We start from the raw sequence: 14,562 nt of genomic DNA, 5'->3' as shown, positions 1-14,562 counted from the left end.
CGCGGTTGACGGTGTCGCAGCACATGACCGGGATCACGTTCGGATCCTGTTTGGGCTCGTACTTCCAGATGATGCGGCCGTCGTTGTTGAGGTCGAGCGCGTAGACGATGTTGGGGAACGGCGTGTGGACATACATGATGTCGCCGATGACGAGGGGCGAACCCTCGTGACCGCGCAGAACGCCGGTCGAGAACGTCCACGCGACCTGAAGCTTCTTCACGTTGGTCGTGTTGATCTGGTCGAGCTTCGAGAACCGATGAGCGCTGTAATCTCCCTGTGGGATCGCCCAGTTCGACGGGTTCGCGATCAGCGAATCGAGGTCGTCGGCGGCCATCACGGGCACCGAGTAGGACAGGAGACAGGCAGCCGCCGCAGCGGCCATGCCGAAGTATTTCATATTTGGCTTCCTCCGAAGTCGATGAGAGCTACTCATCGCTTTGCTACATGATTAGGGAACTTCGCTCTTCGATACGTGCCGCTTCTTGCGCGACAGACGATAACCCTGGTGTTTTTTGTTCAGCCATCGAAGACAAGCCGGACATTAACCAGCGAAAATATTCTGGCAACGGGAATCTTATAAAGTCCTCATGTCTCCAGCATATGTCTTTAGTAGTATATTTCAAACAGAAGACGATAATAGTGACAACCCAATACTACACTTAAGTAATATTGGCTGGCCTCAAGACAGGCTATATTTTTAAAGCGTGCTGATCACGTCAATGTTATACTTATGACGCTCCTGTCTTCTGGTGGCGGACGGTGGGGGAAGCAGTCGGACCGTCTCTGGTCGCCGGACTGCCGTCGGCACTCATCGAACCTGGAGCAAGCGGATCGCACCGCGAACGTCGGGTCCGAGGAATTCGAACGCTGGCGCTAGCCTGGCGATGATCTGCGGGACGAGGGCGACTTGTCGGTTCTCCGCGCCAAACGCGGACGGCGGAACTCGATGAACGCCGTCGCGGCGCCTACCGCCGCCAAGCCGAAAGCGACGTCCGACGGCGCGCCGATCAGGCGCGCGAAGAGAACGCCGCAGCCTGATGCGGTTAAGGCGGCTGTCACGGGGACGCCGAGATCACGAAAGAGTCGGCGATGTAAGCTTGCGTTCTGCATCCCTGCCCTCGTTTCAACGAGGCGCTTCAGGATGCAGGTAAGGGAGTCTTCGGACACACCTACCCTGGCCCTGAAGAGCCATGGTAGGAGTCATCAGCCTTTGCGGCGGTTAACGGGAGAACTCCATTCCCTCGAAGCACGAACATGCGTCCTTTTTCCGCGACCGTCAAGCGTTCGAAGTGTTCGCCGCCGCATCATTGGACGATACCCGGCGGGCTCGTTGGCTTGACCGGAAACAATCCGTTGGGTAACCAACATGGACGGCAATGGAATCTGCCGGGCCCATCGGGCCAAACCGCACGATCGTGCTAATGATTCCTACCCACAACGCCTTGTGAGTAGGAATCCGCCCGATGTCCCTCCGTCTTCCCCCGCTTCAGTTCGTCGAGCCGATGTCACGGCGGCGCAATCGAAACGCTCGGTAGGCGATGTTCCGAACCCTCGTCGACAATCGAATCCGTCATGGCGTGTCTGCGGCCAAGTGGATCGCGCTCGTCGCGCCCATGGCCGCCGTCGTCGGGTCGATGTGCGCCGCCTTCCTATGGTCGCTCGACAAGGTCACCGACCTGCGGTTCGAGCATCCGGCGTTGCTGTTCGGGTTGCCCGTGGCCGGCGTGGCCATCGGGCTTCTGTACCATTGGTATGGGCGCTCCGCGGAGGGCGGAAACAACCTGATTGTCGAACAGATCCATGAACCCGGCGGCGGCGTGCCCCTGCGCATGGCGCCCCTGATACTGTTCGCGACGGTAGTGACCCATCTGTTCGGCGGTTCGGTGGGACGCGAAGGCACGGCGGTCCAACTCGGCGGCAGCATCGCAAGTGCCTTCGCCAAGACGTTCAGGCTCGGGCGTCATGACGTCCGCGTGTTGCTTATGGCCGGTATCGCCGCTGGCTTCGGTGCGGTTTTCGGCACGCCGGTCGCCGGGGCGGTGTTCGCGTTGGAAGTCCTGAGCATCGGGCGCATCGAGTACGAAGCTTTGGTGCCTGCGATCTTCGCGGCGATCGTCGGCGATTGGTCCTGCCACGCCTGGGGTATCCACCACGTCGCCTACCACATAGCGTTTCCCGGATACGCGGATGCCGCCGGGACGCCGTTCCATATCGATGGTTGGCTCCTGGCGAAGGTCGCGGTCGCGGGCGCGGCGTTCGGGTTGGCCGGCCTTCTATTTTCCGAAGCGTCGCACTCGGTCGGGGCCTTCTTCAAGAAGGTCTGCCCTATCGCATACCTCAGGCCGGGGATCGGCGGCCTTCTGGTCATAGCGCTGGTCTACGCCACGGGCACCCGCGAATACCTGGGCTTGGGGGTCTGGTCGCCGAACCCAAACGACGCTTCGATTCTCGCCTTCTTCGGCCCCCACCACTTCGATTGGGCCTGGGCTTGGAAGATCGTCTTCACCGTCGTCTCGCTCGCCACCGGGTTCAAGGGCGGCGAGGTCACGCCGCTCTTCTTCATCGGAGCGGGTCTAGGCCACGCCATTGCCGGCGTTCTTGGAGCGCCGATCGACCTGTTCGCTGCCTTGGGCTTCGTCGCGATCTTCGCAGGGGCGTCCAACACCCCGCTCGCCTGCACGATCATGGGCATCGAACTCTTCGGCGCGACGCATACCGTCTACATCGCCGTGGCCTGCTTCCTCGCATACCTCTGCAGCGGTCACTCGGGCATCTATCTCTCGCAGCGCATCGCGGTACCCAAGACGGCCAGTGGCCAGATCCCGCCCGAAACCTCCTTGAGGCAGGCCAGGGAATTCGGGCCTTCGACCATGGACCACGTGCTCATAAGTCTTCGCGACCGCCGGGACGCCGCGAAACGACGATCATCCATCCCGCTCGTTCAAGGAGTCGACATGCCTAACAACCATCACGTTACGCAGACGGAGATCGGGATGGTCCGCATCTACATGAAGCCGAAGGATCGCTTCAAGGCGGGCGGAGGTCGCTTCAAGGCCGCGTTCTCAGGCAGGCCGCTTTACCAGGAGTTGGTCCAGCAGGCGAAGCGCGCCGGCCTCGTGAACGCCGTGGCGCACCATACCCATTACGGCTTCAGCAACCATCAGGAGATCCAGGCACGCGAGCCGGAAAGCATAAACGTCGAACTCACGATGTGCGTCGAACTCGTCGCGCCGCGTGCTCAGCTAGAGGCTTTCTGCCGCGATCACGGCGATCTGCTGAAGGACAAAGTCATCGTCTATAAGCACCTGGAACATTGGACGGTCGGAGCGAACCTCAACTTGGTCGAGGAGCAGGTCGTAGACCCCGACGAGCTTGGCGGAGAGGCGGAGTGACTGGGCAGATGCGAGGCTAGCCGGAGGGATCGAATGTCGTTCACCACCTGTCTCATCGTCATGCTGGGGGGCGCGATAGGGACCCTGGCACGCTACGTCCTTTCGATTCTCACTTTGCCGTTCAGCCGAGAGATGCCGTGGGGCACGATGGGGGTGAACTTGTCGGGATCGTTCCTCATTGGCTTCTTCGGAACGCTAACCCTCGCACACGGCCGTTATCCGGCTTCCGAGCCGATCCGTCTGTTCGTGATGGTTGGGTTTTGCGGCGGCTACACCACCTTCTCGTCCTTCAGCCTGCAGACCTTGGACCTTCTGCGCGGTGGCGCCATGATGAGGGCCGCCGCTAATATCTGCGTCTCGGTTGCGTTCTGCATCTGCGCGGTGGCCGTAGGTCATCTCTTCGCTTCTCACCTCAACAAGGGAACGGCCCGGATCGCGCAGATGGCGATCGAGGAGGAGGGTTGAAGATGGCGAAGACGATCTCAGGGGATCGAGGATCGGCGGCGTGGCTTCGCAGCGCTGAAGTGCCGCTCGGCTTACTCGACCAACCATTCATCACCATTCACGTGATGCCCCGTCGTCGACTTCGAGATGTATAAGTGCGTACGATCATCGCAGAGCTTCGACGCGTCCTTGCAGACGGCACGTTCCTAACGGTCGCCGCTCTTCTCGCGGCCGGCGCCTTGGCGTACGGGCGCTTCTCGGATCACATGGAACTGATAGGTCTTGCGTTGGAGCAAGTGTGTATCGCCGCTGCTGCCTTCGCTTTCATCTCTCGTCGCTGACGTCGATGGGATCACGACCTCCGATCCCCAAGCATGCTACCTTTTCCCGCGACGAGGCGCCGTCGAAGCGCGTAAGGAGTCCTCGCGTTGCACGACCTAATTCCGACGACCGACATAGATGAGCATGCCCCCTCATGGTTGCCTGTTTTCAGAGTCAATCGCCATGTTGGGCTCCATAGCATGGGACCAAAACAGACGATCTTCGTCAGCTTGGCGGAGATCGCACAGGCGCTCGGACATGCTCACCGGCTGGAGCTGCTGGAGCACCTTGGCCAGGGCGAGCGCAGCGTAGAGGAACTCGCGGAGCGAACTTCGTTGACGTTCGCCAACGCCTCGCGTCATCTGATAATTCTACGACGAGCTTCGTTGGTGGCGACACGACGCGACGGCAAACGGGTGCTCTACCGCTTGGCTGGAGCGGGCGAGGTGATCGCGCTTTTGAAGGCTCTCAGTTTAGTTGGCGAACGCAACATGGCCGAAATCGAGCGGGTCTTGGCCTCCTACTTTCGCGCACGCGACGCAACGGAGCCAGTCACTCGGTCCGAGCTGACCGAGCGCCTCCGTAACGATCTGGTGACGGTGCTGGACGTACGCCCGGACAACGACTTTCGGCTGGGGCATCTACCGAACGCAGTCAACATCCCATGGCCGGAACTAGAGCGGCGGCTGGACGAACTACCGCTGGATCGTGAGGTGGTTGCCTACTGCCGTGGACCGTACTGCGTACTGTCGTTCGAGGCTGTCGCAGCACTTAGAACACGCGGATACGTGGTGCGCCGGCTAGAAGACGGTTTCCCGGAATGGAAGGCCGCAGGGTGGCCGGTCGAGGCGGCCTATTAGGACATACGCCACGATCATCAGGCACGCCAGAACGTCATAATGAGGACACCTGCGCCGATGAATGCGCCTCTTATGAGGATCGTCGCATCCGGCCGCATTTGGAAGAACGCGAAGTTGAGTTGGGCGATAACAAAGAAAGCCCGAAGTCCCACGGCGGCGCGTTGACGGCCACGCCGTAGGCGAACAGAACGACGGCGCCAGCGGCAAACAGACCGACACGTGTCGTCAAGCTGAGTCTGGTTAATCAGAAACGAACAAGCGCATCGCCCCGGCTTCGACGGGCTGTGCTGTTGCGCGGGCCCGAATCGGTCTCAGGGCAGTACAATGTTGACCCATGTCAGGCTTGCATATCCTATCCTCCTGGATAGGATATGTCATGCATCACGCCTCCCATCCTGACATCATCAAGCGCCTCAAGCGCGCCCACGGGCATCTCGCCTCCGTCATCGCGATGATCGAGGGCGGCCGCGCCTGCGTGGATCTGGCCCAGCAGCTTCATGCGGTAGAGAGCGCGATCACCAACGCGAAACGCGAGTTGATCCAGGACCACATGGAACACTGCCTCGGTGACGGACTCGGCGAGTCCGGCAAGGACGCGAAGGGCGCCCTCACCGAATTCAAGGCGCTGGCGAAGTACCTGTGAAGGACAAGACCATGATGGATACCGTTCGCGATTGGCTCGGCTTCGGCGGAGCCGACGTCGCCTCTAGCCACGCCGGCCACGGCCATTCCCATGACGAGGGCAAGGGACACGGGCACACCCACGGCGTGATCGACCCGTCGATCGCCTCGTCTGAAGAGGGAATCAGCGCAATTAAGTGGTCGTTCGCGATCCTGGCGGTGACCGCGCTCCTTCAGTTCATCGTGGTCGTCGTATCGGGCAGCGTCGCGCTGCTCGCCGACATGATCCACAACGTCGGCGACGCGACTACCGCGATCCCATTGTGGTTCGCCTTCATGCTCGCACGGCGCAAGCCCTCGAAGACGTTCACCTATGGCCTCGGCCGGGCCGAGGACCTCGCCGGCATCATGATCGTGCTCATCATCCTCTTCAGCGCCGTCGTCGCCGGCTACGAGGCGATCTCGCGGTTGCTCCATCCAGAGCCCGTTCAGCAGCTCGATTGGCTAGCGGCCGCCGGTGTCATCGGCTTCCTCGGCAACGAGATCGTCGCGGTGTTCCGCATCCGCGTCGGGCGCCGCATGAACAGCGCCGCCCTCATCGCAGACGGCTACCACGCCCGCACCGACGGCCTGACCAGCCTTGCCGTCGTGCTAGGCGCGCTCGGCGTCTGGATGGGCTTTCCACTCGCCGATCCGATCATCGGGCTCATCATCACGGTCGCCATCTTCGGCATCGTCTGGCAGTCGTCGCGCGCCGTCATCACGCGGATGCTGGACGGCGTCGAGCCCGGGATCACCGAGGAGATCCGCCATTCCGCGGGGCACGTGCCCGGTATCCGGAACGTCACTGACGCGAAGGCTCGCTGGCTCGGTCACGAACTCCACGCCGACGTCACCATCGCCGTCGACGACCAACTTCCATTGGCTAAGGCCAACCTGATAGCCGCCGCGCTGCAGGGCGAACTCCGTGCGCATATCCCTGCGATGGCCGTGGCCAACGTTCGCTTCGAGAACGGCGCGGCGGTACCGCCCGCGGTCGGCGGACACCATCACGCACCGGAGCCGTTCAAGGTCGACGGGCAGCTTGCGAAGGGGCTGCTGGAGATCGCCGACACTTCGGATGGCGAGCGGATGCGTCTTACCGTCGGTACCCACGTTGACGGATTGAACGCCACGGTCGTGATCAAGCGGCCCGGCGAAGCCGCCGAATCCTTGCCGCTTACGTCGGCTCACGGCGATCACCACGTCTATGAGAGCGCGTCGGCGCCGGCAGAACCGCACGAGTTCGACGCGACCCTGTTCCTACGGCGCGGTGCGGAGGAAGAAGCCCTGCCGTTCCACATGAGCGAACCGGACGACCACAGCCACTGATCCCATCGTCGGGATGGCGGAAACGTCGCCGGTCGCCGCATGGGGACACGGCCACGCGGAAACGACTCCCAGGAGGCGTCGGCCGGAATATCGCGTCCCATTCTCCAACGTGATCTAGGGCGCCGCAGCGGCCATCACTCGGCGGCCATCCGTGTAGGGTACGCTTCAGCGGGCGTACCGTTGGCAGATCTCCTCGGGAGTCCTACACCCTTGATCAGAGCGTAGACCGCAGGAATGACAACGAGCGTCAGGGCCGTCGAAGACACCATTCCGCCGATCATCGGCACAGCGATGCGCTGCATGACTTCGGAGCCCGTCCCCGTGCTCCATAGGATGGGAAGCAGACCGGCCATGATCGCGACGACAGTCATCATCTTCGGCCGGACGCGCTCGACTGCGCCAAGCATGATCGCCGCGTTGAGATCGACCCGGGTGAAGGCGAGGCCCGCCGCATCGCGCTCGGCCTTCAGCAGGGCCATGGCCTGATCGAGGTAGATAAGCATCACGACGCCGGTCTCCGCCGCGACTCCGGCGAGCGCGATGAAGCCCACCGCCACCGCGACCGACATGTTGAAGCCGAGCCACCACATGAACCAGAGCCCGCCGACAAGGGCGAACGGCAGAGACAGCATTACGATGAGCGTCTCCGTCATCCGCCTGAAGTTCAGGAACAGCAGCAGGAAGATGATGAGCAGGGTCAAAGGCACCACGACCTTCAGCTTCTCGATGGCGCGCTGCATGTATTCGAACTGGCCGCTCCACTGCACGACGGTGCCAGGCGGCAGCCTGACGTTATCGGCGACCGCCTTCTGCGCGTCGGCGACGTAGCCGCCAAGGTCGCGGTCGTGGATGTCGACGTAGATGTAGACCGCAAGCTGGCCGTTCTCCGTCCGGATCGACGTCGGACCGCGCCCAAGCTGCACCTTCGCAACTTCGCCGAGCGGCACCGTACCCCCCGCGGGCAGCGAGACGAGAACGTCGCGGGCGATCGCCTTAGGGTCGCTTCGTAGGTCACGGGGATAGCGCACGTTCACGGTATAGCGCTCGCGTCCCTCGACCGTCGTCGTCACGGCGTCGCCGCCCAGCGCCATGCCGATCGTGTCCTGAAGGTCGCCGACGGTCAGGCCGTAGCGGGCTAGCGCCTCGCGGTCCGGGAGTATCTCTAGGTAGTATCCACCAACGACGCGCTCGGCGTAGGCGCTGCTCGTGCCAGGCACGTTGCGGACGACCGTCTCGATCTCGCGCGCCGCCTTCTCCATCTCGCCGAGGTCCTTTCCCAAGACCTTGATGCCGACGGGCGTGCGGATGCCTGTCGCGAGCATGTCGGTCCGCGCCTTGATAGGCATGGTCCACGCGTTGGAGACCCCGGGAAACTGCAGCGCCCTGTCCATTTCCGCCTGAAGGCTCTCGATCGTCACGCCGCTAGGCCATTGGTCCTTGGGCTTGAGGTTCACGACCGTCTCGAACATCTCGGTCGGTGCGGGATCGGTGGCCGTCTCGGCGCGGCCAGACTTGCCATAAACCGAGGCCACTTCAGGGAAGCCCTTGATGATCCGGTCCTGCATCTGCAGCAGATCGCCAGCCTTGGTGACCGAGATCCCCGGCAACGTCGTCGGCATGTAGAGCAGCGTCCCCTCGTTGAGGGTCGGCATGAACTCGGACCCGAGTTGGCTCGCGGGATAGGCGCTGGCGCCGAGCACCGCCAGGGCTGCGACCAGCGTGACGACCTTGTTCCGGAGGACGAAGCCGATGATCGGACGGTAGGTCCAGATCAGCAGCCGGTTCACCGGGTTCTTGTGCTCGGCGATGATCCGACCCCGCACGAAGAAGATCATCAGGACAGGGACCAGCGTGATCGAGAGGATCGCCGCCGCCGCCATCGAGAAGGTCTTGGTGAAGGCCAACGGCCCGAAGAGCCGGCCCTCCTGCGATTCCAGCGTGAAGATCGGCGTGAACGACACGGTGATGACGAGCAGGCTGAAGAACAGCGCCGGGCCGACCTCCTTCGCCGCTTCGATGAGAACGTCGCGCCGGTTCGACCCTGGTGCCGCGCGTTCCAGGTGCTTGTGCGCATTCTCGATCATGACCACCGCGCCATCGATCATCGCACCGATGGCGATAGCGATGCCCCCTAAGCTCATGATGTTGGCGCCGAGACCCATCAGCCGCATCGCGCCGAAGGCCATGAGGATACCGACCGGCAGCATGAGGATCGCGACGAGCGCACTCCGGAAATGGAGCAGGAAGACGATGCAGACCAGCGCCACGACGACGCTCTCCTCCAACAAGGTATGCTTCAGCGTCTCAATGGCGGCATCGATCAGGCCGGAGCGGTCGTAGACCGGGACGATCTTCGTCCCCTCAGGCAGGCTCGGTAGTATCTCGCCCAGGCGCTTCTTCACGTTGTCGATGACGTCGAGCGCGTTCGAGCCGAAGCGCTGGAGGGCGATGCCGCCGGCCACCTCGCCCTCGCCGTCGAGGTCGGTGACGCCGCGGCGTTCGTCGGGTCCGAGTTCGACGCGGGCGATGTCCTTTAGGAGCACCGGCGTGCCGTTGTCCGACTTCACGACGATGCCGGCGATGTCGTCGACGCCGCGCAGGTAGCCGCGTCCGCGCACGATGAACTCGAACTCTGAGAGTTCGACCGTCCGGCCGCCGACGTCGGTGTTGCTGGCGCGGACGACGTCGCGGATCTTGGCGAGCGATATACCGAGGTCGCGCATGCGCTGCGGATCGACAACGATGTTGTACTGCTTCACGAAGCCGCCGACGCTGGCGATCTCGGAGACGCCTTCCGCCTTGGCGAGGCCGAACTTCAGCGCGTAGTCCTGCATCGAGCGGGTCTCGGCGAGGTTCCGTCTGTCGCTGGTGACGGCGTACTGGTAGACCCAGCCGACGCCGGTGGCGTCGGGTCCCAGCGTCGGCGTCACCCCATTGGGCAACCGCTTGCCGGCGCCGTTCAAGTATTCGAGCACGCGGCTGCGAGCCCAATAGATGTCGGTGCCGTCCTCAAAGATCACGTAGACGAAGGACACGCCGAAGAACGAGAAGCCGCGCACGACCTTCGACTTCGGGACGGTGAGCATCGCCGTCGTCAGCGGATAGGTGACCTGGTCTTCGACGACTTGCGGCGCCTGGCCGGGATAGTCCGTGTAGACGATGACCTGCGTGTCCGAGAGGTCCGGGATCGCGTCGAGCGGCAGATGCTTCAGGGCGTAGAGGCCGCCCGCGACGGCGAACAGCGTCGCGACCATGACCAGCACGACATTACGCGCCGACCATCCTATGAGCTTGGCGATCATGGCTTTCGCTCCGCCTGGGTGTTGCCTGCTGTCATGCCTTCGAGAGCGGCCTTCAGGTTGCTCTCGGCGTCGATGAGGAAGTTAGCCGAGGTCACGACGGCATCTCCGACGGCGACGCCGTCCTTCACCTCGACGTAGCCGTCGCCTCGCACGCCGACCTTCACCCCACGGGGCTCCAGCCGGCCGTCGCCCCTGTCGAGGATCACGGTCTGTCTGGCCCCTGTATCGATGACTGCGTCGTCGGGCACGGCGATCACGGGAGTTGGTGTCCCGGTCGCGATCTCGACATCGGCATACATATCGGCAAGCAGCACGTGGTCGGGGTTCGGCAGCTCGATGCGCACCCTCGTGCTGCGGGTCGCGTTGTTGAGCTGCGGATAGATTAGGGCGATCCGGCCGCTGAAGGCGCGGTTGGGCAGCGCGCGGACGCGGACGTTCGCCGCCTGCCCGACGCGGACGCCGCCGATCGCGTGCTCGGGCACGTCGGCGAGCACCCAGACGGTCGAGATGTCGGCGATCCGGAACAGCGTGGCGCCCGCCGCCGCCTTCATGCCCTCGACGGCGCCGCGTTCGAGCACGACGCCGCCGCGCGGTGCGCTCCACATGATCGAGAAGGGCACCTGATGGGTGCGCTCCATGTCGGCGATCGCCTCGTCGGACACGTTCAGGTTCTTAAGGCGACGACGCGACCCTTCGTAGCCGGGGTTGGAGATCATCTGCGCCGCAGCCGAGTTCACGTCGGGCGAATAGACGGTGACGAGGGGTTGCCCCTTCTTCACGGTATCGCCGGTGGTGACGTTCTCGACGTGGTCGACGTAGGCGTCGGACCGGGTCGCGACGACGGAGATCAGCCGTTCGTCGAGCTGGACCGAACCGGGCACCCGCACCGTCTGCATGATCGGGCGTCGGTCGACCTTGACCGACTGCACGCCGGTCCGTTGCAGCTTGCCGGGCGAGACCCTGATCGTCTTGCCGTCCTCTTCCTCGCCCGCGTAGACGGCGATGTAGTCCATGCCCATGGAGTCTTTCTTCGGCACCGGCGAGGTGTCGGGGAGACCCATGGGATTGCGGTAGAACCTGATCTTACGCCCGGAAGCCTCAACGACGGGCGGCCGCGCCGTTTCCGAGTTGGCTGCCATGATGGTGCCCGTGGCGCCGAACCGCACGTCCGCGGCGGCATCGACGGCGACGAAGTCACGCCTGTCAGCAGTCTTCCTCGGGTCCGCCGAGTAGCTGAGCTTGCCGTCGGGATCGCGGTAGTAGGCGATCGTGCCGGCCGGCTTCACGGCCGCTTGGGGAAGACCCGGTGAAGATCGGCTCCCCGACAAATACGCGCGTGCCTCATCGAGCGCTGAAGCAGCGACCTGCGGATGCCCGCCGAGCCAGAAGCCACCCGCGCCGACGAGCGTCGCGAAGGCAAGGACCGCAAGACGGCTCATGAAGCGGCTCCTGCGTGATGACCGGTCCATAGCGGCGTGGATCCGCAATCCTCGCGCCTTATCGGCGCGAGGTGCGGAACGGGAATGACGCGGATCATTCCTCGGCCTTGATGACGAGCTTGTTGTCGACGGTACCTTCCTCGCCCTGGACCTTCGCAGCGAGGGAAAGGCGCCAGCCGCCGGCCATCGTGACCTTGGCCTTGAAGCGGTAGGTTCCGGGTTCGCCGCCGGGTTCTCCCGCGATCGTCGTGGCCATGTCGGCCATCCCGTCGGGCGCCATGTCGAGGCGCGTGGCCACGATGACGGCGTCGGGGACGGGCTTGCCGGTCTTCTTGTTCACGAGCCTGACGGTGATGAGCCGATCGGGGCCAGGCTTCACCGACTTTTCGACGAGCTGGAATTCGTAGTCCTTGATGTCGGCGTGCGCGAGCGTGGTCATTCCAAGCAAGGCGAGGCCGGCGAGCGCGGCCGTCGAGGCGCGCGCGTGTCTGAGCGCGTTCATGAGTGATTTCCTGCGAAGCTGATTGCCGCCGCGGCGGCGAACGGAATGCGCCGCATCGCTGCGGCGGACGACGGCCTAGGGCCGGGTCAGACCGAGCTTCGAGGAGGTTCTGGGAGAGGCGCGCCGGTGAGGCCCGCGAACAGCAGCTCGTCGGACACCATCTCGCGCTGACGTGCCACGGATTGGGGAACGGTCAGGTTCACAGCCGTGTCCTGCCCGACGAACACGGACGCGCAAAGCGCCATCAGCGGGCACTTCGGGCAATCGGGAAGAACAGGCTTCTTCGGGCAGCACGGCATCTCGCCGTTATCGGATGTCACCATCCCCGCCATTGCGTCATGCATCGCGGGCGCATGCTTGGTTAATCCGGCGAACGACGTCGGAGCGATCGAAAGGCCGGCGATCATGCAGATCGCGACGACGAAGCGAATGAGGGCGTTCGAGTTCACGGCATCACGATCTCACGACGCGAGCGTTTCCGCAACTCCGCGCCTCGCTGCGGCCGACATGTCGTATTGGAAGCCGTCTTTCCGCGGCCATCATCTTCGTGTATCGCCTGAGCCATGGTACGGACGGACTTCAGCATGCGGTCGAAACGGGAGTGGCGCTTCAGCGCCTTCCTGCGCCTGATGTCGTTCATCCTGGCGCTGGCTTTCCTTGCGCCGCCCGCCCACGGCGTGAACCCGGCGTCCAACACGGACGTCTTCAGCGCCTCGACGGCGTCTGGCCCCGGCGATGTCGATCGTGACGGCCTCTGTGATTGCGGCCTGGACTGCGCGGCCCACTGCTGGAGCGCTCCAGCCGGCCTGTCGCGAGCCGCGGTCCACGTTCCCGTGCGCGTCGCGACGCGCGCCGAATATTCGACGACGGAGGCTTCGCTAAGCTCCGTGCCGTCGGCACCTCTCCAGAGACCGCCCCGAGCTTAAGGCCGGTGCCGCCGTCGCGGCATCGAACGCCTTCCGCCGTCGTCGGCCCGAGCCTCGGCTCGGCCGTCGCATGGGACGACTACGGCTATCTAGCCGGCGTCGTCGACTACCGCCCGGGCTCCTATCATGAAACCGTCCATTCTTACGTTCGCGACCGCGATGGTCGTCGGAGCACTTATGCTTGCGTTCGCGCCGTCGACATCTTCGGCGGCGACCGCGACACCGCTCGCTGCGGTAGCGGGCACCGGAACCGTCGATCCTAAAGACGGCCGGCCGCCGGCACCGGCGGATAACCATCCAGACACCGTCGTCAGACTTTCGCCCGATCAAGCGTCGACCCAGGGAATCACCACGGTCCGCGTGACGAGCGGCACCTTGTCCCGTCATCTCGTCGTTCCAGGCACGATAGCTATCGATACCGATCGCGTCGCTCGCGTTCCGGCACGCGTCGTCGGGACCGTCTCGGCGATGCGGAAGCGCCTTGGTGATCCGGTTGCTGCCGGTGAGGTCGTCGCGATCCTCGACAGCCGCGAAGTCGCGGATGCCAAGAGCGAGTACCTCACCGCGTCCGTGAACTTCGACCTGCAGAAGACACTGTTCGATCGGGCCAAAACGCTATGGGATCGCCGCGTGTCGGCGGAGCAGCAGTTCCTGCAGGTGCAGAACACGTTCGCGGAGACGAGCCTGCGTTTCGAACTGGCGAGGCAGAAGCTGTCCGCGCTCGGGATCGAAGCTGATGCGGTGAAGGCCGCCGACCGGCTCTACGCCGCCGGAAAAGGCCTATCGACGTTACGCCTCTATGAGGTCCGCTCGCCACTCGCCGGCAGGATCGTCGAGCGAAAAGTCGACGTCGGGACGGCCGTCGGCAAGGAAGGCGATCCAGCGGAGATCTACACCGTCGCCGACCTCTCCACCGTCTGGCTCGACCTTTCGGTGCCGACCGTGGACCTCGCGTCGGTCAACGAAGGGGCCGCCGTCGGGATACCAGACCCTAGTGGCGGGCCGCCGATCCAAGGTCGCATCACCTTCATCAGCCCGATCCTCAACCAGGATACGCGCTCGGTCCGCGTCATCGCGGAAGTGCCGAACGCGGCCCTCAGGCTTCGCCCTGGCATGTTCGCGTCGGCCGAGGTCTCGATCGCGTCCGCTGCGTCTCGTATCGTCGCGCCACGCGCCGCCGTGCAGACCATCTCCGGCGAGAAGGCCGTCTTCGTTCAGACGCCGGATGGCTTCCAACGCCGCGACGTCAAGATCGGCGCCGAAGACGACGAGGCGTTCGAGATCCTGTCCGGCCTTTCCGACGGCGACGTCGTCGCCTCCCGCAACTCCTTCCTGCTCAAGGCCGAACTCGGCAAGGGCGGGGCGGACAGCGAATAGCGGAGCG

11 protein-coding genes, 1 pseudogene and 2 riboswitches are annotated in these 14,562 nt (G+C 63.9%); of the genes and pseudogenes, 7 read left to right on the top strand and 5 right to left on the bottom strand.

Going from position 1 to position 14,562, the window contains the following annotated elements; genetic code table 11:
- Window positions 1-397 (bottom strand): annotated as a pseudogene (locus GSQ79_RS29800) (PQQ-dependent dehydrogenase, methanol/ethanol family); the annotation flags it as partial.
- Between the two features lie 790 nt (window positions 398-1,187).
- Window positions 1,188-1,250, bottom strand: a riboswitch (Fluoride riboswitch).
- A 113-nt stretch (window positions 1,251-1,363) separates the two neighbouring features.
- Window positions 1,364-1,438, top strand: a riboswitch (Fluoride riboswitch).
- 100 nt (window positions 1,439-1,538) lie between these two features.
- Here GSQ79_RS29800 and GSQ79_RS22005 point away from each other — a divergent pair.
- The 5 genes from GSQ79_RS22005 to GSQ79_RS21985 all read left to right on the top strand — a co-directional run bounded on the left by GSQ79_RS22005 (window position 1,539) and on the right by GSQ79_RS21985 (window position 7,009).
- A complete protein-coding gene (locus GSQ79_RS22005; RefSeq protein WP_158810921.1) occupies window positions 1,539-3,392 on the top strand; it encodes a DUF190 domain-containing protein in 1,854 nt (617 codons plus the stop codon).
- A gap of 33 nt (window positions 3,393-3,425) precedes the next feature.
- On the top strand, window positions 3,426-3,857 hold the full coding sequence (crcB, locus tag GSQ79_RS22000; RefSeq protein ID WP_158810920.1) for a fluoride efflux transporter CrcB: 432 nt from the start codon (window positions 3,426-3,428) through the stop codon (window positions 3,855-3,857).
- 500 nt (window positions 3,858-4,357) lie between these two features.
- Window positions 4,358-5,017, top strand: a complete 660-nt coding sequence (locus GSQ79_RS21995; protein ID WP_158810919.1) for a metalloregulator ArsR/SmtB family transcription factor — start codon at window positions 4,358-4,360, stop codon at window positions 5,015-5,017.
- A gap of 376 nt (window positions 5,018-5,393) precedes the next feature.
- On the top strand, window positions 5,394-5,660 hold the full coding sequence (locus tag GSQ79_RS21990) for a metal-sensing transcriptional repressor (protein WP_158810918.1): 267 nt from the start codon (window positions 5,394-5,396) through the stop codon (window positions 5,658-5,660).
- An 11-nt stretch (window positions 5,661-5,671) separates the two neighbouring features.
- Window positions 5,672-7,009, top strand: a complete 1,338-nt coding sequence (locus GSQ79_RS21985) for a cation diffusion facilitator family transporter (protein ID WP_158810917.1) — start codon at window positions 5,672-5,674, stop codon at window positions 7,007-7,009.
- Window positions 7,010-7,143: 134 nt separating this feature from the next.
- On the opposite strand, the gene GSQ79_RS21980 is transcribed toward GSQ79_RS21985, so the two are convergent.
- The 4 genes from GSQ79_RS21980 to GSQ79_RS21965 all read right to left on the bottom strand — a co-directional run bounded on the left by GSQ79_RS21980 (window position 7,144) and on the right by GSQ79_RS21965 (window position 12,701).
- Entirely contained in the window at window positions 7,144-10,311 is a 3,168-nt protein-coding gene (locus GSQ79_RS21980) for an efflux RND transporter permease subunit (protein ID WP_158810916.1), read from the bottom strand.
- Entirely contained in the window at window positions 10,308-11,750 is a 1,443-nt protein-coding gene (locus GSQ79_RS21975) for an efflux RND transporter periplasmic adaptor subunit (RefSeq protein WP_246725495.1), read from the bottom strand. The genes GSQ79_RS21980 and GSQ79_RS21975 overlap by 4 nt, the downstream gene beginning before the upstream one ends.
- 94 nt (window positions 11,751-11,844) lie before the next feature.
- Window positions 11,845-12,252: a FixH family protein gene (locus GSQ79_RS21970; protein WP_158810914.1), complete on the bottom strand. Its 408-nt coding sequence runs from the start codon at window positions 12,250-12,252 to the stop codon at window positions 11,845-11,847.
- Window positions 12,253-12,338: 86 nt separating this feature from the next.
- Complete coding sequence (locus GSQ79_RS21965) at window positions 12,339-12,701, bottom strand: hypothetical protein (protein WP_158810913.1); 363 nt, start codon at window positions 12,699-12,701, stop codon at window positions 12,339-12,341.
- 135 nt (window positions 12,702-12,836) lie between these two features.
- Here GSQ79_RS21965 and GSQ79_RS21960 point away from each other — a divergent pair, with 135 nt between their 5' ends.
- Both GSQ79_RS21960 and GSQ79_RS21955 read left to right on the top strand, forming a co-directional pair.
- Window positions 12,837-13,178: a hypothetical protein gene (locus GSQ79_RS21960; RefSeq protein ID WP_158810912.1), complete on the top strand. Its 342-nt coding sequence runs from the start codon at window positions 12,837-12,839 to the stop codon at window positions 13,176-13,178.
- A 177-nt stretch (window positions 13,179-13,355) separates the two neighbouring features.
- Window positions 13,356-14,555 (top strand): efflux RND transporter periplasmic adaptor subunit, encoded by a 1,200-nt coding sequence (locus GSQ79_RS21955; protein WP_158810911.1) that lies wholly within the window; start codon window positions 13,356-13,358, stop codon window positions 14,553-14,555.
- Window positions 14,556-14,562: the final 7 nt, after the last annotated feature.

Origin of the sequence: Beijerinckia sp. L45 (assembly GCF_009765775.1) — a bacterium.
Taxonomy (GTDB): domain Bacteria; phylum Pseudomonadota; class Alphaproteobacteria; order Rhizobiales; family Beijerinckiaceae; genus RH-AL1.
Note: the sequence above shows the minus strand (reverse complement) of the source record. Positions and strands in the feature narration are given on the sequence as shown.